The following is a 21,071-nucleotide window of genomic DNA, read 5'->3' as shown; positions in this document are numbered from 1 at the left end:
AACCGTTTAGCGAAGACAGCCAGAAATGTCGGGTAGAACTCGCGAAGCACAGCACGTAATTCGTTGTGTGCCTTGGTCCGTGACCATATGGCGTCCTGATGAGCACGAGCCAGGACGGCGATCGACTGGCATAACTCACTGTCATTGGGCAGGTGGCGATGCAGATGGGCATCGACACGCAGAATATGAGCCAACGTCATCGCATCGGCATGGTCGGACTTCGCCCGAGCCACGGAGTGACGCTCCCGGTAGCGGGCCACCTGCCAGCGGGTTGATCGCATACACCGGCCGTCCCGTAGCCCGCAGCGCCGCCACCAACAGTCCCCGCGGCGTCTCGATCGCCACCGGAATCGGTTGCTCGGCGATGTCGCCGGCCGCGCGGTGAGCACGTCCATGAGCTCAGCGACCCTGGCGGGGTCGTCGGTGATGCGCTTCTTGACCACCAATGTGCCACCAGCATCGATGATGGCCACATCGTGATGCCCTTCAGCCCAGTCGATTCCACAAAACAGCGTCACGTGAGAAGTGCCTTCCATCCATGAGTGCGTGTAACAGCTGGTCAACCCGGCAGGGACGTGCAGCGCTCTACTTACAAGGCTCCATGGCCTTCCCTCCGATGAGCTGTTCACGATCCCAGCGACCCGCACGGCTGTCGGCCTTCGTCAAGGCCTACACGGCCGGAAAACACTGAGACGATCTCCGCGCGGAGGGCAACGACCACGACCAATCCCACCCACTACAACCCTCACGACCCGCCGCGACACGCTCGGTCTTGTCTAAGGACTCAAACGCGGTCCCGAAATGAGAAAGACGTTGCCACGACGTAGCCGCGAGGTGAACCGAACAGACCCAACGAGCGCCCCGGGTGTCGACGGCGGCTGAAAGTTGACCCCCTGGCGGCAGGTGAAAACTGACCCCCTGCCGGGGTGGTTGGTGATTATTCCTCAGTGGTGGTGGCCGCGGTAGGTGTGCGGCCGAGGTCTCGGTCTTTGAGGCGGTAGCTGTCTCCTTTCAACGTGATGACTTCGGCGTGGTGGACGAGGCGGTCGATCATGGCGGCGGCCACGACGTCGTCGCCGAACACTTCGCCCCAGCGGCCGAAGGCTTTGTTGGAGGTGACGATCAGGCTGGCGCGTTCGTAGCGGGCCGAGACCAGCTGGAAGAACAGGTTGGCCGCTTCGGGTTCGAAGGGGATGTAGCCGACCTCGTCGATCACGATGAGCGGGTAGCGCCCGAGGCGGGTCAGTTCGGCGTGGATGCGTCCGGCGTGATGCGCGTCAGCCAGGCGGGCGACCCATTCGGCGGCGGTGGCGAACAGGACGCGGTGGCCGGCCTGACATGCCCGCATCGCGAGACCGATCGCCAGGTGGGTTTTGCCAGTGCCGGGTGGTCCGAGGAACACGACGTTGTCGCGGGCGGTCACGAAGTCCAGGGTTCCTAGATGTGCGATGGTGTCGCGTTTGAGTCCGCGGGCATGGTCGAAGTCGAACTCCTCCAACGACTTGCGTGCCGGGAACCGGGCTGCTCGGATACGCCCTTCCCCGCCGTGAGACTCCCGAGCGGAGACCTCGCGCTGCAGACACGCCGCCAGGTACTCCTCGTGGGTCCAGTTCTCCGCGCGGGCTCGCTCAGCCAGCCGGGCGACCGAGTCACGCAGGGTCGGCGCTTTCAGCGCCCGGGTCAGATAAGCCAGTTCGGCGCTGACGTCACGGCCGGGCGTGGTTTTGGTGGTGGCCATCAGGCGGCTCCGCCGTCGAGATCGACCCCGAACGCCGCGTCGTAGGACGACAGGTCCCGCACCGCCACCTCAGTCTCGGCTGGCGGCGGCGGAATCTGGATTCGTCTGCGCTGCAATACCTTCGCCGCCTCGACATGGATCGGATCGGAGATCGTCTGATGGGTGGCCCAGATCCTGTCGTGGGCGGCGACGGGTTGCCCGTCGCAGAACACCTGGACCCGATCCAGATCGGCGCGGACCAGGATCCGGCGACCGACCGCGCTCGGGTGCACCGAGTAGTCGTTACCGTCAAGGCGGATGTAGTGATCACGCGGCAGCCGCAACGAGGCAGTCCATCCCACCGCCGGCGCGACCGGAGGCAGCGCGAGCATCGCGGCCCGATCCGCGCTGATCCGATCGGTCGGGGCGCAGCCCAACGCGCGGCGGGTGCGCGTGTTGACCACGGCCAGCCAGTCACTCATCTGGGTGTTGAAGTCCGCCGGCGAAGCGAACGTCCGCCCCGGCAGGAACGAACGCTCCAGATAGTCATGGGAGCGTTCGATCAGGCCCTTGGCTTCCGGATCAGCCGGTCGGCAGACGATGACCTTGGTGGCCAGCACCCCGCGAAACGCCTGGCATTCCTGGGTCAGCTCAACCCGCCCACCCCGCCAGCGACCGATAGCGCCTTCGCCGTCCCAGACCAGCGCCCGCGGCACCGCACTGAGCCGGTTGATCAGCTCCCACCACCCGGCGAACAGATCCTCGGTTCGCCGCGACGGGATCAGCATGGCCAGCAGCCAGCGTGAATAGGCACTGATCATCGTCAGCACCGGCAGTCGCGCCGCGGTGCGGCTCTGGCCGAAGCCGACCGGAATCTCCACGTCGGGAAACCACAGATCGCACTGGGCGACCTCGCCTGCGGCGTAGGCGGTGCGTGAGGCCGGATCCGGTGGCAGATACACCGGCCGCAACTCGGCCACCCGCGCTGAGAGCACCCGGATCGAGCGCTGCCAGCCGATCCGTTCGGCGATGACCGTGGCCGGCATCCTCGGATAGACCTGCAGCAGCTCCCGGATCCGCGGTTCGACCTCATCGACGATCGAACCCCGCGCCGGTCGCTCGTACTTCGGTGGCCCATCATCAGCCAGCGCCGACTTCACCGTGTTCTTCGAAATGTTCAACATCCGCGCGATCACCTTGATCGGCAGGCCCTCGGCCCGACGCAGACGACGAATCTCAGCCCAATCCTCCACAGACAACATTCCCTTGGGTCCTCCTGGCTCGACTAAAGCCAGGCCACCGCACCAGGGGGTCAAATTTCAGTTGCCGCGCCGGGGTCAGAATTCACGTGCCGCTGACACCGGGCCGACCGTTCGCATCTAAGTAGAAATGAGACAGTGCGACCTGGTGCTACGCGACCGCAATGTAGTCGCGTGGGGCCGTCTCGTTTCTCTAGATTCGAGACATCCTCAGGGGCAGGAAGCCGTGCGTCTCAGAACGGGTGACGCAGCGATAGCACTTATCGTTGGGGTGTCCTTGTGGTTGATTGTGGAAACCGCATTTCATTGGGGGTGAGGTCATGGCGGAGCGGTTTGTTTTGCACCCCCAGGCGGTGCGTGGGTTCGCCCGCGAGGTATACGGGGTTTCTGACCAGCTGAGCGAAATTCGAGCCGACGTCATCTTGCGTGAGGGGGCAGCTGCGTGCGCGGGTACCGCGCTGGTGTCGGGGTTGACCCTGCATGCCGCAGAGCAACACGGTCATGTGCAGGCGTTGTCGGCGCATTTCGACGGTTTCGGCGATTGGGTGCGCGACACGGTCCATGCCTTCGAACAACTCGACGGCAATTTGTCTCCGACACCACCGAATCCGCGTACTGGATGACGCTGCGGATCTCCCAAGTTCGGGACTGGAAACTGGACGGGTTGGTCAACACCGCGGCCGGGTTGCGCAGCGGCGCCGAGCAGATGAGCCAAGGCGGATTGGCCGTGATTAACGGGCTCGCCGGTCCGGCATTGACACTGACTGGCAAGGCGAATCACGCGACGCCGCGGTGGTGCGCTCCAAAGACGCCACCGGCATGTTGCAACAAAAAGCCGAGCGCTGGCACAACGCCGCCGCTGTCCTCGACCAAGCCGCCCAACAGCTCGGACTGCTGCGCACCGCCGTCCTGGACAAGGTCGATGACCCCGAGAACGTCCGGATGTACCTCATCGGCGATGACGGCAGCGTGCAACTAACCAAGGAATACGCGGCAACCCTCCAAAATGAAGCCCAGCAGCAGCGCGCCGAGGCATCCCGCGCCCTTCTGGAAACACAGCTGCGGTCACTGCTAGCGACCGCGCAGTTATGTGCCCAGCAGTACGACGAAGCCACGACAGCGGCACTGGTCGGCTCCGAGTGGTACTCCCGCGGGTTCTTCCCGGGTGCGGCCGCACCGCCGACCGGGCCCATAGAGAACGCCAACGCCAACGGGTCCGGCCCCGACCAACACGGGACCTATCACCCGGGCACACTAGGAAAAATGGGGCTCCAAGGCACCCAGCTGTGGGCGGAGGGACTGGTGGAAGGCGCCCGGATAGCCGGAAACAAGTTCGCTCCCGACGCTTTAGAACATTTCCTGCAAGGGTCCGGCACACCCATGACGGTGCCGGTGGACAACATGCTCTACGACATGCCCTGGTTCCGTGCCGCAGCCCAAGCCCAAACCCGCCAGGCCGTCGAGACCGCTGTCGGGGCGATGCCCGCCGGGTACAACGGACCCGTGGCCTTTCAAACCGGCTATGCAAACGTCAAACCTGACGGCACCCCAGCGCGCCCCGACAGCTCCTCCAACCCCGACTGGTGGGCGACCCTGGGCACGTTCAGCTACCAAAGCAGCGGAATAGCCACCCCCAGCGGCGATGGCCACTACGGCATCGCCGCGCGCACCAGCATCTACGACTACTACAACTTCGACAGCACCGACCGACACCCCTGGCCGCAAGCCTCCGACCTCAACGATCTGCACCGCGCCGCCTGGGCACAAAACTTCACCACCACCGGCACCTCGAGCACCTACACGAGCACCTGGCCGTGACCCGCCACCGACACCGCATCACCCTGATCACCGCCGCAGCACTGCTGATCGGCCCGGTCGTCACCGGGTGCGGACCCGGCTGGACCGACCAAGACCCCGGCACTGTCGGCGACCTGAAAATCGAGATACCCAAATCCGCCACCAGCTTTGGTAGCGAAATGGGTACAGGGCAGGACAGGGTTCATTTCCTCATGCCCAGCAACGAATGGCGCGACTACGTCGAGCACTACTACCCCGGGAAAAAACTCGACGAACAACCAGTCCGAGAAAACGACGGCAGCGCCTCACCCCTATGTTTCGCTGTGCTGCGCTCCGGAACAAAACTCAGCGACCTGACGGTCGACGACCAAATCCAGTACCGCAACACCAACAAACACGTCCTTCGCATGGTCAGCGTCACCCCCGACTGCCAGCCAGGCAAAGCCTACGTGCAATGGATCCTCGGCCGACCGAAATAGCCTTACCCCTCAGGTGGACATCCCAGGCCAGAGGCGTCGGATACGGCATAGCCGCTTTCCACGCCAACCGAGAACACAGGATCATCCATTTAGACCAATTGAGACAAGATCTGGTCGGCCCCAAATCTCTACAAACGAGACACGGCGCGCCGTCCCTTTTGTAAAGGGCAAACAACGTGTTGTCACCATGCGGGGGCCAGTGGCTAGAGCCGTCCGTTGTGTCAAGGACATCTTGACACAACGGACGATGGTGAAGTTCAATTGCGTCCGTGTCGGCGGTCAAGCTTGCGTGCAGTTTCTGCCTACAGGATGCAACGGTGGTGCAGCGGCTGCTTGCCGGAGCGTCCGCCCACATCTGTGACGCTTGCGTCGACAGCTGTGTACGCATCCTCGCCGACCCGTCGGTGCCTTTTCCGGATTTCAGGTCCGAGGGTGACGCGGCACTTCTTGCCCGGTTGGCGCCGGCAGCTGGGCGCGCTGCCGCAGCTGACACCGGGCTGCGCGGACTAGTAGACACGTTGCGCAGGCGGGAAGTGAGCTGGGCGCGTATCGGGCAGGGACTCGGAGTGACCCGACAAGCTGCTTGGGAACGCTTCAACTAAATCCCGCGGCTGTTACGACAACGGCGAACACGTCCGGCCGATTGAGGTCATCGGCCCACGAATGTCCGGTCTCCCGAAGAAGCGGAACCGCGGAAAAGCCACCGGTGTGATCTTCAGCGGTATATGGCGCAGTCATACCGGGGAAATTTTTATCGCCGCTTTGCCCGGCATAGGCGGTAATCGCCGCCGCATCAGCTTTCCCCGCTGGTCTCGTTGTCGCCAGCCACACCTCGCCCAACAGTCAGCGCTGCCCAATCCTGGCGATGGGAGCACGCTTGGCGATAACGAAAATGTCACGGACGCTGTCAATGGCCAAGTTGGAGTATCCGCTGGTGGCCAGTTGAAAGTATCCACCCCGTGCGGTAGTTCCTAGGTTGGTGTGGGCCGCTCCTTCCGGTGTTTGGCGTCTTTCATGCGGTAGGAGTCGCCGTCGGTGATGACGACGGTGGCGTGGTGCAGCAGGCGGTCGAGGATGCTGACGGCGGTGGTCTGCTCGGGTAGGAACCGACCCCATTGCTCGAAGGGCCAGTGCGAGCCGATGGCCAGTGATCGTCGTTCGTAGGCGCCGGCGACCAGGCGGAACAACAACTGGGTGCCGGTGTCGTCTAGGGGCGCGAATCCGAGTTCGTCGAGGATGATCAGGTCGACTCGCAGCAGCGATTCGATGATCTTGCCGACGGTGTTGTCGGCCAGGCCGCGGTAGAGGGTTTCGATGAGGTCGGCGGCGGTGAAGTAGCGGACTTTGTGCCCGGCGTGGATCGCGGCGGTCCCCAGCCCGATCAGGGTGTGAGACTTACCGGTGCCGGCTGGGCCGATGATCGCCAGGTTGTGTTGCGCTCGAACCCATTCCAGACTCGACAGGTAGTCGAACACTTTCGGCTGGATCGAGGACGCGGCCACGTCGAAGCTGTCCAACGTCTTGGGGACGGGGAACGCCGCGGCTTTGAGGCGGTTGACGACGTTGGAGGCATCCCGTGCGGCCAGTTCGGTCTCGACCAGGGTCCGCAGCACTTCCTCGGGGGTCCAGCGTTGGGTCTTGGCGGTGATCAGGACTTCGGGTGCAGTGCGCCGCACCGCGGCCAGCTTCAACCGCCGCAGCCCGGCGTCCAGATCGGCGGCCAGCGGCGGAACCGATGGTGGTGCAACGGGTTCGGTGGCGGTCACCGGTGGCGGCGTGGTCATGAGATCACCTCGCCGTCGGAGGTGACCGGGGTGATCTTGTAGGCGTCTAGGGAACGGGTCGGGGCCACCGGCAAGTCCAGGATCAGCGCGTCGCCGGCCGGGCGGGGCTGGGGTGTGCCGGTGCCGGCGGCCAGAATGGAACGCACGTCGGCGGCCCGGAACCGGCGAAACGCCACCGCCCGGTGCAGCGCACCGACCAGGGCGTCGCGGCCGTGGGCAGCGCCCAGGGCGAGCAGGATCTCCAACTCCGAGGCCAGGCGGGTGTTGCCGATGGCCGCCGCACCGACCAGAAACGCCTGCGCATCCTCACCGAGATCGCAGAACTGCTTTTCCACCGTGGTCTTCGGGCGTGGCCCGCGGCTGGGTGCCGGCCGGGGTCCGTCGTAGTGGTCGTCGAAGATCGAGACACCGCCGGGGGCGACGAGTTGGTGTTCGGCCACGACCACCCCGGTCGCGGGGTCGAGCAAGACGATCGCGCCGTGGTCGACGACCACGGTCACCGTGGTGCCGATCAACCGCATCGGCACCGAGTAGCGGGCCGACCCGTACCGGATACAGGACAGTCGGTCGACTTTGCGCAGCACCGAGGGTGCCCCGATCTGCAACCGAAGGGACGGGAGCGGTTGCAGCAGTTCACGTTCGACGATCAGGCGTTCGTCGGGGATGGCGCAGATCTCTGAATGGGTCGCGGCGTTGACTTCCGCGCACCACACTTTGGCTGCGGCGTTGGCATCGCGCAGAGTAATCGGTTGCCCGGTGACGGCGGCCTCGGTCAACAGCGGTACGGCCAGATCGTCCTGGGCGTAGCCGCACAGGTTCTCCACGATCCCCTTGGACTGCGGGTCGCTGGCGTGACAGAAATCCGGGGCGAACCCGTAGTGGCCGGCCAGTCGCACGTAGTCCGCGGTAGGGACGACGACATTGGCCACGACGCCGCCTTTGAGGCAGGCCATCCGATCGGCGAGCACCCGCGCCGGGACCCCGCCGATCGCGGCCAGAGCTTCGGCGATCAACGCCAACGTGGTCGAGGCACGTTGGTCGCTGGCGAAGCGCACGAAGCGCCACCGCGAGAACGCCAACACCGCGCAGAACAGGAACAACCCCGGCGCGACTTGGGCCCAATCTATGACCAGATACTCACCCGGCTCCCACACCGCTGGCCGCCGGCCACGGTGATTACTAATGCGCCACAACGCTTTCGCCTCTGCAACGAGACGGCGGAAGTTACGGTCAGAACCGCTGTATCCGGCGGCCCGGGCCTTCGGCAGCAGCCGCTTGGCCGAAATCCGACCATGTGACTTCGCGACCCGTTCAGCGACCAGATCGGCCACCGAATCATAGTTATGCGCCCGTTGGGCCCGCGGTGGCGGCGGCACACCGGCCTGGTCGGCCTCGAACTTGTCCACGACCTTCTTGACGGTGCGGTGAGTGGTGCCGCACTCCTCCGCGGCGGCCCTATACGACCCGAGCTGTTGGTAGGCAGAAATGATGTCCATGCGGTCCTTCGCAGACTTCAATGGAACTCCCCGGTGGTGATGGCGATTGGTTGGCGCCTTCACCGTCACCATCGGGGCCCGCAGTTCCTGATCGACACGACGAACACGGGGTGGATACTTTTACCCGGCCAAAAACGGATACCTCGACTTGGCCACCAGTGGGTACTTTTTCATGGCCATGGGCAGACGCTGCGGCGTGTCGGTACCAGGTACGGCCATGCCGCAGTAAAAATCAGGGACATGGCACAGCCGCATAAAGGTGATCGCGAACAGATCAAAGTACGCGCCGCGGCGGTCGTCTACGGCCGCCTACGTGAAATGGCCGCCGAGCGCGGCACCAGTGTTAGTCAACTCTCCGCTGATCTACTCGCGATCGCGGTAGGTCGACCTGACGCCGTTCGCGAGTTTGACAACGAGGTGTTGCCGTTGGCGATGTGAGCACCGCAGCCCGACAGTCGGGCGGATGGCCAAAAATTCCATAGCGGTGTGGATGACTCGCTGAGATGACGAAGGCCCCGCAATTGCGGGGCCCTGTCGGAGGGTTTGAACCGAGTTGGCGCTCGGTTCTGGGTCCGCACCCGTTGCCCCTTGAAAGGGACGTGTCTTGCTGGACTCGTTCCACGGTAGCGCATACCTGTCTGCGGTTCTAGATAACGGCGCGCATCGTGATCAACTTTTGTCCTCACTGGGTGGGGACAGTCTCATCCCCCCTTATCGGGGGTGTACCGCTGGGCGGCCGCGGCGTGGTGTGGCGCGTACGGGCCCGCGTACCCGCGTGTTGTGGGATGCGAAGTGCCGCGCTTTTGCGCCGCCGGCGATCGCCCTGGATTTGGGTGCGCTGGCGTGGGCGGGGGTGCCGTGTTGGAGTGGGCGCGCGGCGCGGTGGGCGATGTTTACGGTTCCAGTGGCCTATGACTGCCGCTATGACTCGCAGGTGCGTGTGCTGATGCCGGGTAACCCGGTTAGTCGCCAAGCGCTGTTGGCGGTCGCTGAGGCCCGCGCGGGTTTCGCTGATTACGGAACGGGGCGTAATTGCCGGCCCACTAATGAGCGCCTGGCGGCGGTGACGGGGTTGTCGGTGCGGACGGTGCAGCGCGCCGATACCGCATTGCGGTTGTTGGGGGTGGCTACTGAGGTGCTGCGGGGGCGGCAACGGACCCGGGCCGAGCGGCTGGCGTCGTGGCGGGTGAGGGATCGGGGGCGGGGCTGGGCCAGCGTGTGGGCGCTGCACGACTACCCGTCCCTCAGCACGAGGTTGAGGGCGCTGTCACCCCACCCCGAAGGGTCCTCTTTTGAGTACGAATTCTCCTGTAAGGAAGGAGTTACTACCGAAAGCCGGCGCCCTCAGGGCGCCGCAACGCGCGGCGCTACACGCCGCGCCAGCCGGCGTGGGCGCGCCGCTACAGCCCGGCAGCGTGGGCGAGGGTGCTGGCCGGCCCGGCCCGACACGGCTGGGTTGCGCGCGATATCAATCAGTTGGTCAGTGACTGGGCTGGGGTGCATGGGTGGCTGCCGGATGCGCCGTATCGACCGATCGGACTACTGGGGGCGATGCTGGCCTGGCACGGCGATCTCAGTGTGCGGCCGGCGGCAGCGGACATGGCCCGTGAAGCCCAGGAGTTGGCTGCGGCGCGTGCTCGGGTCGCCGACCAGTTCGCCGACCGCGCGCGGGCCGCCGCGACGCGCGCGGTCGGGGTGGCGGCGCTGGGCGGTCCTGGACACCTCGCGGCGGTCGCGGCGGCCGCCGCCGCGACCCGGCGAGCCGCCGCCCGGCGCACCCAATTGGTAGCTACAGACACCGCGCGCCACGAGGCGCTGATCCGCGCGGCCCGTGGCCTCAACGACAACACCTAACGGGCCAATTTCGGCCCCATGCTTTTCATGCCTCCCGCATTGGGCGGGGGATCGATCCGCATCTGCATACCCATGTGATCGTGCCCAACCGCCAAGCCCGCGCGGACGGGGAACTGGTGTCACTCGATGGCACGTCGTTGTTTCATGAGGCGCGGGCGGCGGGGGTGATTTATCAGGTGACGCTGCGCCGGGAGTTGCACCGCGCGATCGGGGTGGAATGGTCCCCGATCGACCCCGCCACCGGGATGGCCGAAGTCGCCGCGATCGACCCGGGAAGTATCACCGCGTGGTCGCAGCGCGCTAGTGCGTTGCGGGCGTGGGCGGCCAAAAATCTGGTCGTGGTCGACCCGGCGACCGGGCCGACCCAAGCCCAATTAGCGGCCGCGCAGAAAGCGACCCGCCCGGGCAAACCCGAGCAGTTGGCGTGGACCGAGTTACGCCGGTTGTGGCGCGAAGATCCGCGCGGCTGGACGATTAATCGCGACGCGCACCAGGCGGCGCGCCACGCCCGCCAAGCAAGAGCGACGCGGGGGGTGTGGTCGCGCAGCCGACTGGTCGAGGCAGCCGAACAGCGCGGCAAAGCGGTGCTGACGCGCGCGGACTTGGTGGAGCTGATCGGCGCGCAACTCCCGGTCGACATCGACGGTGATCCGCGCACCCCTCGGGAGGTGATCGAGGCTACGGTCGAGCAGCTCGGGATGCGGATCTCGGGGCCGCGGGCGGCCCATCAGCGGGAGGGATCGCAACGCTTCACCCTGGACAAGATCCTTGCCACCGAGGCCCGCCTGCTCGAGCTGGTCGACGCCCGCGACGAGCGCGGACAGCTCTACGGGTTGCGGGATCTGGATGTGGCGGGGCTCTCGGCGGATCAGGCGCGTGCAGTAACCACCATTGCGTGGTTGCCGTGGCTTGTCTGCCCGCTCTCGGCGCCGGCGGGGGCCGGGAAAACCACCTCGATGCGGGCGCTGCGGATCGGCGCCCGCCACAGTGGTAAACGGGTGCTGGTGATCGCGCCGACCGGCAAAGCCGTCGACGTCGCGGTCCGTGAAGGCGCCGGGGATACCGGGATGACCGTCGCCGCCGCGCTAGCGGCGTTGCGTGACGAAACGCTGCAGCTGGATCAGCACACCCTGGTGATCCTTGATGAGGCCGCCATGGTCGGCACCACCGAGCTACGGGCGCTGCTGACCGCGACCACTACGGCCGGCGCTAAGACGGTGTTGGTCGGTGATGCCCCACCAACTGTCCCCAGTGAAAGCGTGTGGGGGGATGTTCGCCCAACTCTGTACGGATCTGCCCTGGACCCAAACCCTCTCGCAGGTGTGGCGAATGACCGATCCCGGTGAACGGGCTGCGTCGCTGGCGTTGCGTGAGGGCGGGCCCGCCCCGGTACGCCGCGCGGTGAACTGGTATGCCGCCCATGGCCGGTTGCGGTGCGGGGACCCGATCTCCATGGCTGCCGATGCCCTTGAGGCGTACCGCGCCGACATCGCCGCCGGCGAAGATGCGCTGCTAGTGGGTGACACCACCGAGATCGCCGACGCCCTCAACCAGCGGCTCCACGACGACCACCTCGACGCCGCCCGCGACCCCCACGCCCCGACGATCAGCGCAGCGCGGGGGCACCAGCTCGCGGTGGGGGATTTGATCCTGACCCGGCGCAACACTGCCGACATCACGGTGTTGGCGGCCGCTGATAACACCCGACGCGTGGATGCCCCGGTCCGCAACGGGCAACGCTGGCAGGTCCTGGCCGTGGACCCCGCCGGTGACCGCATCGCCGCGCGGCGCCTCACTGATGGGGCGCGGGCCGCTTTCTCCGGGACTACCTGCACCAGCAGGTAACCCACGGGTATGCGGTCACCGTGCACTCCGCGCAAGGGGTCACCGCGGAGACCACCCACGCCGTGTTGGGGGAACGCACCAACCGGGCGTTGTTGTATGTGGCAATGACCCGCGGCCGGGAGTCCAACACCGCCTACCTCTATGAGCGTCAAGGCGGGGAGACCGCGCACGAACACCGCGACCAGCCCGGGATGCACGTGCTGCGCCGCGGCACCGACAGCGAAGCCATTCAGCTGGTGCGTGCCGTGATCGCCCACCGCGGCGACGCAGCCCATTCCGCTCATCACGTCGCCGCCGCCACAGACCCCCGCCAGCTGCCCGACATCGTGCGCGGCCTCCTGGCGCGGCGCACCCGCGCCCTGCACAAGCGCCAGCGCACCTACCGCGCCTGGCACGACCAACAACTCGAGGTCATCCTCGAACAACGCCGCTGGGTGGAGCAGCACCTACACCGCACCCGCGAGCAGCAACGCGACCGAAGCCACGGACTGGAGCTGTAGGACCCAGCCGACGGTTCCCTGTTGGGATTGTTGGTGACCCCGAACTGGTAGCGGGCGCATGGCTGTGTGGCGTTGCCAGTGATCGGCGGCCGAGGTGGTGGGTCGCTGCGCATTCCCATCCTGTATTTCGTGTGGTGAGCAACCAGAAGATAGGGCTGTTTATGGCTGTGATGCCCTAAATAAGGGCGATCGCCTGCGGTATGTCCAGCTCAGAGCGTTTTACGTGGGGTCGTGCACCCCAGCTCCGTACCTTTTTCGCCTATGAAGCCCGTCTGCGCAATCCACCACCAAGGTCAGGCGATTTGTCGCCGCACTGTGTTCGGGCCGAGTTCCGCCCAGAACTAGTGGGATACGGCGATTTGCCAACCCCCGGGACGACCCGGCGACGGGTCCCGGTCCGGCAACTCCGAATGGAGCATGCTTGTGAGCACTAACACCGCTGTAGTCAGCATCGTCGCGATCGTCTGTTTCTGCCTGCTGGGGGCCTACACCGTCCACGCTACCGGCTCCACCGCCGGAATCACTGATCTGGGACACGCGGTGGCCGACATCGTCCGAGCCGTCGGTGACATGATCGCCGCGGTTACTGGCTGGCGCCATTGACTAGCCGCCGGATTGGGTAACGCCCAGAACCTGGGCGAAGACGGCGCGCCGACGTAGCCGTGGACAAAGACCCGGTCTGCGCCGACCAATCTTCCGCATCACTACCAGAACTGCGACCAGGCCTGGGCGGATGGAAGGTCCAACATTCCCAGGGGCGACATCGATTATCACCCGGCCCTGGACCGGGACGGGGATGGCGTGGCCTGCCAACGAGATGGCGGTTAACTTCTTTTCTTCGTTACTCCGATCGGATGGGTGTGCAGGTTGGGTCACCCTCGACTAAGGACGCCACCACTTGGACACCAGGCGACCTGAGCGCATCTGTTGATTCCGGGGGTATGGGGCGGGCCAACACCGGGTGTCTGGTCACCGGTGTTCGTTAGGCTCGGCTTGGCTGGCGTTGCTCGAAGCGAGGGAAGATGGCGATGGCTGAACAGCGGCATCATCACAGGGATTTTCGGCTTGATCCTGATCGGGTGCGCGGGTTCGCCAAGGTCGTCTATGACGTCTCGGACACGTTAGCTGCCCTCCGGATTCGCGATGTGTTTTTGTCCGGCGCGAGCGCGTGTGACGGCACTGTCCTCAACTCGGGACTCGTTGCTCATGCCGGTACACAGAACGACGAGATGCATTTGCTCACAGGTGATTTGGATGGTTTTGGGGATGCGGTGCTGGGGGCGATTGATGCCTTCGAGCGCCAGGACGCCGGCGACGCCCCACGACCGTCTGCGCACTAAGCAGCGATCAGCGCGCTGATGGCTCCCAGTGTCAGCCAGGTCCGGGAATGGACGCTGACGGATTTGACGGCGACAGCGGTTCGACTGCGCCTGGGGGCTACCGACATCAGCCAAAGCGCGTTACGGATCATCGACGGTTTGGGCGGGATCGGCAGCGACTGGGCGGGGGAAGCGCGCGATGCTGCGACGGTGCGCGCGAAGGATCACGCCTCTTCGATGCAGGAAAAAGCTCGCCGTTGGACGAATGCCTCCGGGGTGTTGGACACCGCCGCTCAGCAGTTGGGCCTGTTGCGTGAGGCGATTCTGGAAATCGTTGACAATGCCGAAAATCAACGATTGTTCGCCATCAGCGACTATGGCGTGGTCACCATCCGCACCGATGTCGAGGCCTATGACGACAACATTCAGACGCGACGGGCCACCTTGGAAGACACGTTGCGGATGCTGCTGCTCAGTGCTGAGGCTGCGGCACAGATGTATGACTGGCAGATCACCAACGCCTTGATGGGGGTCAGCGATGCTGAGCGGCCTTTCACCCCGCACTTACCGCCGCCGCGGGAGTTACCGACTACTGGCCCGGGTTCTGCGCGAGAGCGGGCAGACCGCGATGGTTCGGGCGACGAGCAGTGGCGGACGTGGAAACCCGATCTGACCGATCAGGTCAAAATGCAAGCGGTGCGCGCTTTTTGGGAAGAGGGCGGTTCTTTCGGTTCGAACAAAGGGATGGAAAATTTCAACCGCCTGCTGCGGCACTTTTTCGACAACACCGGGACCCAAGCGAGCGTGTCGGTCGATGCCATGTTCCGTGATTTACCGGGATTTCAGGCGGCCACCAATTCCTTGTCTCGCCAGGCGGTCGAGCGTGCCCGCGCGGTCATGCCCGCCGGCTACACCGGACCGATTGCGTTCCAAAGCGGTTACACCGGCTCCTACACCCCGGACTGGGAAACTCACCCCGACTGGTTTTTCACTCTCGGCACGTTTACCTATCAGACCAGCGGGGTCGCGATGCCCTCAGATCACGGCGCCTACACCATCGCCGCGCAGACAACGGTCTATGACTACTACAACTTCGATGCCCGCGGGAAGCTGGGCATGCTCAACGACCTCAATCGCGCGGGATGGGCACGAACCTTCGACACGACCGGGACCTCCTCACCGCAATGGAGCCACACCCCGTGACGACCGTGAACCGAACCGTCCACGTCCACGTTCGCACCCTGCGTACCTGGCTTGCTCTCACAGCAGTTTTCGTCATCGGTGTGGGCACAGGCTGTAGCGAAAAAGACCTGCACATTCACAACGATGACTGGGCTAACCCCGAACTCGCGCTCAAAGTCGCCGTGCCCGCCTCGGCCACCGATGTCACCAAAGGACTTGGCAGCGGCACCGACAGCTACGCCTACAACATCGACTTCCTGATGCCCAACGATCAGTGGCGGAACTACCTTCAGGGCTACTACCCAAACGGGATTCAGCAGTCGCCGTTGACATATACCCCCGGCACTGTCCCCGCGGAATGCGTACAAGCGTTTCGAGACGGCGTGAAACTGCAAGCGTGGGTAGCCGGCGACGACATTCCATATTTTGATTCCGGCACTCCAGCGCGGCGCCATGTCTCAGCAATCCCAGACTGCAAACCAGGACAGGTCTTCGTGCAATGGAGACTTGAGCACCCTGGCACCACCACTCGGCGCTCGCCTGGGTGAGATTACACCCGAAAGAGCCAAACTGGTTGTCGCTCAAGGAACCTTGAATGCAATCAACCGCAGCAATCACACCAGTCCAACCGATAGGCCCCTGTCTCATTGCTAAATGAACACGGCTCAAGATCCTGTCTCGGACCGTGAACCCGATTAAAAAGGTCATCGCTACGTGAGTCCAGCACTGTAAGTCGTTGCGCTGCAACATAAAGGCCCTCGGCGGGAAGCCCGCCGAGGGCCTTGAGGATCTTTATAGACCCGGGTGGTGCATGAAGATGATGTTCACAACCAGCTGGATAGCGGCGACTGCGAGTTGCAGCTTGGCTACCAGTGAGGCCTTCGTTCCCATCCTCCCCTCCTCTCTATTTAGTTTGAACCTCTGAACACACGGCATCGCCGCATGTCATTGGGCTGGTTCAAACTGCGAGAGCTATTTCAAGGAGAGTTACACCTTTCGGGTGCGGGACCGGCGCATTTACCGGGGAGCTGAATATTAGCGCGGTGGCGGCCAGCGCGGCTATGTGGCGTGGATCACATAGCAGCACAGCGCTTTGAACACCTCTGTTGTCTCGTTCTAAAGAATGAAGATGGCTCAGTTCTTTGTCTCGGTGGTAAGCCGGGGCCGTCTGTACCGGCCTGACACCGACGCGCGGTCTCCACCCTGCAGGAGACCGCCTAGTACGGTCCCCTGCAGGCTTGAAGCGTCGTGTCAGCGTCCTGCGCGTCGTGTTTTGTAGGTAAGGATGTCGGATTCGGACCACACGAAACGCTTTCCAACCATGCCGGCTGGCTCGGGGAAGTCGCCTGCGTCGATGAGTTGGCCGACGCGTTGGCGGGTGATTTCAAGTTCCTTGGCGCATTCGGTTGCGTTGAGGAGGTGCAGGCGCTGGGGTTTCCCTGCGGCAGTTTGGCGTTGGTGTTCGCGCAGGCTGATTTGTGCTGCGTGGGTGATCTGGTAGTCCGAGAGGTCGCAGGCCTCCAGTGCCGACCAGGTGTGGGCAATGCCGATCGGAATGGCGGTGGCGGCGTCGGCGGTGACTTGAAAGGTGAGCCGAAGTCGTGTGCCGATGGCAGAGATCACGGGCCGGCTGTGGGGTGGCAGGTGGTCGAGGAGTTCGTCGGCGAGTACGTCGATCAGGGCGTCGTCGAGATCCGGTGTCCGTAGCTCGGACTCGCAGTCATAGGTCACGATCCAGGTTCCGTTGTTCCCTTCGGCGGGTGACACGGATTCCGGAATTCCTGACGCAGGGTCTGCCGAAGGCGCCGCCTTGTCGAGGAGAAGTGTGGGGTGTGAGTGGCCGGCGCTTGCGTCGTTCCGCATTGTGGTGATCTCCATGTTGGCGTGGTTCTAGGTGTGTTTGTGTTTGTAGGTGTGCTGTTGATTAAGACTAAAACGCGGGTATGACAAATAGAGCTATTCCCACAGGAAGCATTTTTATTCGACCGAGGATCAGCGGCTGAAGTGAACATCGACGGTGGCCGACGGGTCTTCGGGGCGCATCCGGGCGACTACGTTGCCGCTACCGAGATGGACGACGCGCCAGCCGGTCGCTTCGCCGGACAAGACGAACTTTTTCTGGCGGAGCCATTCCAGTGCGTTGGGAATGGTTCCTCGTCGCTCCAAGGCGTCTCGCCACCAGAAAGGCGGGGTCACCGGACGGGTACGCCTGATTTCGTCCCACGTCAGGATCTGGCCACCGGGTACCTCGAAGGTGTCGGTCAACTTTGGCATCAAGAGGAGCTGGGCCAGAGCCGGTGTCGTGCTTGCGGTGCTCGTCGAGCCCGCGGAGTGCTGCGGTTGGGTGGCCATAGGCTTTCTCCATCCTGTATAGGACGAAGCGTAGGTACCCCTCTTGCGTTTTGTCAAGAGCGGTACTAGCCGAATGGTAATGGAGGTTAGCTCATGTCCAGGGTAGACACGCCGAGAAACGTCGGTAACTTTACCGTGACTGATTCGAACGGTGTCGAAACTCTCCGTGCGCGGCGGTGCCGCGGGCTGTCTCGTTTCTACTTAGTTCCGAACGACCGCGTGCTGCGGGTGTCAATGCCTGGCGTTTCACTTGGGTTAGCGGCTTCGTTCACCCCTGCGGCCTGGCTGCGGCAAACGCCTTTCTCGTTTCCGGACTTAGAGTCCTTTCTCTAGACCGTGCGTGTCGGGTCCGGGTTGCAGGGGTTTGAGCGGCTGGGATTGAGCTCGTGGTGCAAGCCGTCTGCACGGATCGACGTCTCGATATTTGCGAACCGCCGAGTTCTTGAACAAAGACTGACTCCGTGCAGATCGCTGGGATCGCGAACAGCTCCATCGGAGGGAAGGCCATCGAGCCTCATAAGTAGAGCGCTGCGCACCCGGCCCGGTTTGTGAACCCACAGACCCCTCAACATGGCAGGAGAAAAGGCACGGTGAAACTATTCTGCGGCATCGACTGGGCCGAAGCCCATCACGACATTGCCATCGTCGATAACGACGGCAACCTGATCGCCAAGAGGCGCATCCCAGATGATCCCAGTGGGTTCGCCCAGCTCGTCGAACTGCTCGCCGAAGCCGGCGACTGCGCGGACGCGCAAATACCGGTCGCGATCGAAACGCCCCGCGGCTTGCTCGTGGCCTCGCTGCGGGCCACCGGACGTCCCATATATGCGGTGAATCCGTTGGCCGTGGCACGGTACCGAGACCGTCATTCGGTCGCCCGCTCCAAGTCCGACCACGCCGACGCGATGACTCTGGCCAACATCTTGCGCGTCGACGCCCACCTGCACCGGACGATGCCAGCTGATACCGAACTCTGCCAAGCCATCGCAGTGCTGGCCCGCGGACATCAAGACGCGATTTGGCGACGTACCAAGGCCAGCAACGAATTACGGTCATTCCTTCGTGAGTTCTACCCGACATTCCTGGCCGCCTTCAACGGCCGCTTCCAGATCGGCATCGCCAGTCCCGAAGCCCGGGCAATCCTTGCCATCGCCCCCACACCCGCGGCAGCAGTGAAGCTCTCGGTCAGTCGCATCGCGGCGGCACTGCGGCGATCCGGCCGAAGCCGGAACATTGACCAGATCGCGGCCGAGCTCAAAGCAACGCTTCGCACACCGCAACTGCGGCAATTGCCGCTCGTCGAGACGGCTATGGGGCGCCAAACCCTGGCACTCCTAGCCGCTCTCAACGCCGCGTGCCAGAGCGTTGTGCAACTCGGTCAGGCCGCAGGAGAGCTATTCCAGACGCATCCCGACTATAAAATCATCACCAGCTTTCCCGGACTGGCTGATTCCACCGGCGCCCGTCTCCTGGGCGAGATTGGTGATGACCGAACACGATTCGCCGATGCCCGAGCGTTGAAAGCCTACGCAGGCTCCGCGCCCATCACGCGAGCATCAGGACGGTCGATCTCCATCACCCGGCGACGAATCAAAAACGACCGACTCGCGGCCACCGGCTGGGTGTGGGCCTTCGCCGCGATGGGCAACTATCCCGCAGCTCAGCAGCACTATCGCCGGCGACGCGAACAGGGTGACCGCCACGCGGCGGCGATGCGCCACCTTGTCAATAAGTTCCTAGGTCAGCTCTACTACTGCCTACAGAATCAACGGGTGTTCGACGGCGAAAAAGCGTTCGCTCTGAGCATTCACGGAGGCGTGCCCGCGTAGCGGTCGTGCTTAGCCTTCGGCAACTCTCCTCGACGAGGCTTCCTTAACTGTTGCGGGTTGGCCGCGAGAGGTGAAGTGACTTGCGGAGTTCGGGTCGACCTTAGGTTGTTAGCCGTGCGAGGCGCTGGCGATCAGAGATGCCAGGAGCTTGACTCCGTGGAAGATGTCGCCGGCGGGGCGATCGGCGAAGTTTCCAGTCGCGAATAGCGTCGCGTACCCGTGGGACATTGACCAGCCGGCGATGGCGAGGCTGGCCACGTCGCCCTCGGTGATCGCCTCGGAGTTACTAACACTGGTCAGGCTTCGCCGGGCACTTCCGTAGAGGATGTCGAAAGCCTCTGTGCGGGCCTGCTTCAAGTCGGGGTCGTTTTGTTTGCACAGGGATGGCCGGAACAACACTTCATAGAAGCCGGGGTTTTCGAGCGCGAACCTCACGTACTCCGCCCCTCCGAAGACAAACCCCCGATCACTAGCGGCGGCATTGCCAATCGCCGCCGCCATGCGCCGAAACCCTTCTGCGGCCACGGCGGTAAACAAACCAGTCTTATCGGCGAAGTGATGGGCAAGTGCAGCATGCGTAACGCCGGCGCGTTTGGCGATGCGGCGCATAGAAGCAGCAGAGATGCCGACTTCGTGCACCTCGACGACCGCCGCGGCGACGGCAGCCGCACGCAGGTCACCGTGGTGGTATTCACGCTGACCGTCCTGTGAAGACATGTGGGAATTATATCGGGTAGACGATTTGACCATTGATAAGTTTCCAGTTCAACCCTAGTCTTACCATTGGTAAGTCGCTGCAGCCATGGGATCGCGGATGAAATCATTTGACGTCGTCATAGTTGGTGCTCGCTGCGCTGGCGCGTCACTCGCCACCTATTTGGCCCGGGCTGGGGCACGGGTCTGTCTGATGGATAAGGCTGCCTTCCCTAGCGAGACGCCGTCCACGCACGTGATTCAGCCCCGAGGGGTGGAAGTGCTCGCAGAACTCGGCGCACTGGAACCGCTACTGGCGCGGGATGCGGCGCCATTGGAGCGGTTCAGTCTCGTCGTTGAAGACGTCCGCATTGATGGCACTTTGGACGGCGCCTACTCGTATCCGGGACTGAACGTACGCCGAGCAGTCCTCGATCAGGCGCTACAGCAGGTGGCAGTGGAGGCTGGAGTCGACGTTCGGACGGGTTGCCGCGTCACGGGCGTCTGCACTCACAACGACAGGGTCACCGGAGTGGACACTGCTGATGAACCAGTAAGTGCCGATCTGGTGATCGGGGCCGACGGTCGGGAGTCGATAGTCGCCAAGTCGGTTCATGCGCGCAAGTACCTGGTGAAACCGGCGGGTCGAATACCGGTGTGGGGCTATTTCGCCACCGGACCCCAAGAGCCCCGACTAAGGATCGGGCGTCGAGGCAATCTGGCATACCTGGCCAGCCCCACAGATTCTGGGCTGTACATGGCGGCCGTCGCCGTCGACCATCGCGAGGCCGCGGACTTCCATCGAAACCGAGAAGTCAACTTCCGCAATGCTATTCATGCCTGGCCCGAACTCGATGACATTGTGCGACACGCCGAGCGGCAGGGTCCGCTACGAGTAATGGCGAACTGGCACAGTTATTTTCGGGAGTCAGCCGGCCCGGGCTGGGTGCTGGTTGGAGATGCCG

23 protein-coding genes and 1 pseudogene are annotated in these 21,071 nt (G+C 63.9%); 16 read left to right on the top strand and 8 right to left on the bottom strand.

All coding sequences use genetic code 11. The features are described 5' to 3' along the window. The 3 genes from AC5Y4D_RS26230 to istA (AC5Y4D_RS26220) form a co-directional block, all read right to left on the bottom strand. Nucleotides 1-536 (bottom strand): IS110 family transposase (locus AC5Y4D_RS26230; protein WP_500038639.1); only part of this gene is annotated, 536 nt, incomplete at its 3' end. A gap of 401 nt (nucleotides 537-937) precedes the next feature. After that, nucleotides 938-1,738, bottom strand: a complete 801-nt coding sequence (gene istB / locus AC5Y4D_RS26225; RefSeq protein ID WP_306249098.1) for an IS21-like element helper ATPase IstB — start codon at nucleotides 1,736-1,738, stop codon at nucleotides 938-940. After that, nucleotides 1,738-2,979, bottom strand: a complete 1,242-nt coding sequence (istA, locus tag AC5Y4D_RS26220) for an IS21 family transposase (protein ID WP_500038638.1) — start codon at nucleotides 2,977-2,979, stop codon at nucleotides 1,738-1,740. The genes istB (AC5Y4D_RS26225) and istA (AC5Y4D_RS26220) overlap by 1 nt, the downstream gene beginning before the upstream one ends. A gap of 317 nt (nucleotides 2,980-3,296) precedes the next feature. Between istA (AC5Y4D_RS26220) and AC5Y4D_RS26215 the strand changes: the two genes are divergently transcribed. The 4 genes from AC5Y4D_RS26215 to AC5Y4D_RS26200 all read left to right on the top strand — a co-directional run bounded on the left by AC5Y4D_RS26215 (nucleotide 3,297) and on the right by AC5Y4D_RS26200 (nucleotide 5,854). Further along, the gene (locus AC5Y4D_RS26215; protein WP_500038637.1) at nucleotides 3,297-3,599 is read left to right on the top strand and encodes a hypothetical protein; all 303 of its coding nucleotides are present in this window, start codon (nucleotides 3,297-3,299) and stop codon (nucleotides 3,597-3,599) included. 196 nt (nucleotides 3,600-3,795) lie between these two features. Continuing rightward, nucleotides 3,796-4,794: a hypothetical protein gene (locus tag AC5Y4D_RS26210; RefSeq protein ID WP_500038636.1), complete on the top strand. Its 999-nt coding sequence runs from the start codon at nucleotides 3,796-3,798 to the stop codon at nucleotides 4,792-4,794. Next, nucleotides 4,791-5,252: a hypothetical protein gene (locus AC5Y4D_RS26205; protein WP_500038635.1), complete on the top strand. Its 462-nt coding sequence runs from the start codon at nucleotides 4,791-4,793 to the stop codon at nucleotides 5,250-5,252. The genes AC5Y4D_RS26210 and AC5Y4D_RS26205 overlap by 4 nt, the downstream gene beginning before the upstream one ends. 269 nt (nucleotides 5,253-5,521) lie before the next feature. Further along, a complete protein-coding gene (locus AC5Y4D_RS26200; protein ID WP_500038634.1) occupies nucleotides 5,522-5,854 on the top strand; it encodes a ClpX C4-type zinc finger protein in 333 nt (110 codons plus the stop codon). A gap of 369 nt (nucleotides 5,855-6,223) precedes the next feature. Here AC5Y4D_RS26200 and istB (AC5Y4D_RS26195) read toward each other — a convergent pair whose 3' ends face one another. Further along, the gene (gene istB, locus AC5Y4D_RS26195) at nucleotides 6,224-7,036 is read right to left on the bottom strand and encodes an IS21-like element helper ATPase IstB (RefSeq protein WP_055577415.1); all 813 of its coding nucleotides are present in this window, start codon (nucleotides 7,034-7,036) and stop codon (nucleotides 6,224-6,226) included. Beyond that, complete coding sequence (gene istA / locus AC5Y4D_RS26190; protein WP_500038633.1) at nucleotides 7,033-8,553, bottom strand: IS21 family transposase; 1,521 nt, start codon at nucleotides 8,551-8,553, stop codon at nucleotides 7,033-7,035. Before istA (AC5Y4D_RS26190) ends, istB (AC5Y4D_RS26195) begins: the two co-directional genes overlap by 4 nt. Before the next feature lie 219 nt (nucleotides 8,554-8,772). Between istA (AC5Y4D_RS26190) and AC5Y4D_RS26185 the strand changes: the two genes are divergently transcribed. From AC5Y4D_RS26185 to AC5Y4D_RS26140, 10 genes and pseudogenes are all read left to right on the top strand, one after another. After that, nucleotides 8,773-8,970 (top strand): toxin-antitoxin system, encoded by a 198-nt coding sequence (locus AC5Y4D_RS26185; protein ID WP_500038632.1) that lies wholly within the window; start codon nucleotides 8,773-8,775, stop codon nucleotides 8,968-8,970. Between the two features lie 987 nt (nucleotides 8,971-9,957). Further along, nucleotides 9,958-10,386 carry a hypothetical protein gene (locus tag AC5Y4D_RS26180; RefSeq protein WP_500038631.1) on the top strand — a complete coding sequence of 143 codons (429 nt, stop codon included), beginning with the start codon at nucleotides 9,958-9,960 and terminating at the stop codon, nucleotides 10,384-10,386. Next, complete coding sequence (gene mobF / locus AC5Y4D_RS26175) at nucleotides 10,314-11,732, top strand: MobF family relaxase (protein WP_500038641.1); 1,419 nt, start codon at nucleotides 10,314-10,316, stop codon at nucleotides 11,730-11,732. Before AC5Y4D_RS26180 ends, mobF begins: the two co-directional genes overlap by 73 nt. Further along, nucleotides 11,617-12,231 (top strand): AAA family ATPase, encoded by a 615-nt coding sequence (locus tag AC5Y4D_RS26170; protein WP_500038630.1) that lies wholly within the window; start codon nucleotides 11,617-11,619, stop codon nucleotides 12,229-12,231. Before mobF ends, AC5Y4D_RS26170 begins: the two co-directional genes overlap by 116 nt. Before the next feature lie 20 nt (nucleotides 12,232-12,251). Further along, nucleotides 12,252-12,731 carry a P-loop NTPase family protein gene (locus tag AC5Y4D_RS26165; protein ID WP_500038629.1) on the top strand — a complete coding sequence of 160 codons (480 nt, stop codon included), beginning with the start codon at nucleotides 12,252-12,254 and terminating at the stop codon, nucleotides 12,729-12,731. 423 nt (nucleotides 12,732-13,154) lie between these two features. Beyond that, nucleotides 13,155-13,334 carry a hypothetical protein gene (locus AC5Y4D_RS26160; protein WP_500038628.1) on the top strand — a complete coding sequence of 60 codons (180 nt, stop codon included), beginning with the start codon at nucleotides 13,155-13,157 and terminating at the stop codon, nucleotides 13,332-13,334. Between the two features lie 114 nt (nucleotides 13,335-13,448). Continuing rightward, nucleotides 13,449-13,559: pseudogene (locus AC5Y4D_RS26155) on the top strand (excalibur calcium-binding domain-containing protein); the annotation flags it as partial. Nucleotides 13,560-13,759: 200 nt separating this feature from the next. Next, complete coding sequence (locus tag AC5Y4D_RS26150; protein WP_500038627.1) at nucleotides 13,760-14,071, top strand: hypothetical protein; 312 nt, start codon at nucleotides 13,760-13,762, stop codon at nucleotides 14,069-14,071. Nucleotides 14,072-14,134: 63 nt separating this feature from the next. After that, the gene (locus AC5Y4D_RS26145; protein WP_500038626.1) at nucleotides 14,135-15,253 is read left to right on the top strand and encodes a hypothetical protein; all 1,119 of its coding nucleotides are present in this window, start codon (nucleotides 14,135-14,137) and stop codon (nucleotides 15,251-15,253) included. Continuing rightward, nucleotides 15,250-15,780 carry a hypothetical protein gene (locus AC5Y4D_RS26140; protein WP_500038625.1) on the top strand — a complete coding sequence of 177 codons (531 nt, stop codon included), beginning with the start codon at nucleotides 15,250-15,252 and terminating at the stop codon, nucleotides 15,778-15,780. Before AC5Y4D_RS26145 ends, AC5Y4D_RS26140 begins: the two co-directional genes overlap by 4 nt. 703 nt (nucleotides 15,781-16,483) lie before the next feature. Here the strand turns inward: AC5Y4D_RS26140 and AC5Y4D_RS26135 are convergent. Both AC5Y4D_RS26135 and AC5Y4D_RS26130 read right to left on the bottom strand, forming a co-directional pair. After that, nucleotides 16,484-17,110, bottom strand: coding sequence for a helix-turn-helix transcriptional regulator (locus AC5Y4D_RS26135; protein WP_500038624.1), 627 nt, complete (start codon nucleotides 17,108-17,110; stop codon nucleotides 16,484-16,486). Between the two features lie 114 nt (nucleotides 17,111-17,224). Further along, nucleotides 17,225-17,584 carry a hypothetical protein gene (locus AC5Y4D_RS26130; RefSeq protein WP_500038622.1) on the bottom strand — a complete coding sequence of 120 codons (360 nt, stop codon included), beginning with the start codon at nucleotides 17,582-17,584 and terminating at the stop codon, nucleotides 17,225-17,227. A 590-nt stretch (nucleotides 17,585-18,174) separates the two neighbouring features. Between AC5Y4D_RS26130 and AC5Y4D_RS26125 the strand changes: the two genes are divergently transcribed. Beyond that, a complete protein-coding gene (locus AC5Y4D_RS26125) occupies nucleotides 18,175-19,413 on the top strand; it encodes an IS110 family RNA-guided transposase (protein ID WP_500038640.1) in 1,239 nt (412 codons plus the stop codon). Between the two features lie 108 nt (nucleotides 19,414-19,521). Here AC5Y4D_RS26125 and AC5Y4D_RS26120 read toward each other — a convergent pair whose 3' ends face one another. Then, the gene (locus tag AC5Y4D_RS26120) at nucleotides 19,522-20,130 is read right to left on the bottom strand and encodes a TetR/AcrR family transcriptional regulator (RefSeq protein ID WP_500038621.1); all 609 of its coding nucleotides are present in this window, start codon (nucleotides 20,128-20,130) and stop codon (nucleotides 19,522-19,524) included. A gap of 85 nt (nucleotides 20,131-20,215) precedes the next feature. Here AC5Y4D_RS26120 and AC5Y4D_RS26115 point away from each other — a divergent pair. Further along, nucleotides 20,216-21,071, top strand: an 856-nt coding sequence (locus AC5Y4D_RS26115) for an NAD(P)/FAD-dependent oxidoreductase (protein WP_500038620.1), incomplete at its 3' end; no start/stop codon positions are given.

This window comes from Mycobacterium sp. NGS67 (genome assembly GCF_059812185.1).
This window is presented reverse-complemented; position numbering and strand designations above follow the sequence as displayed.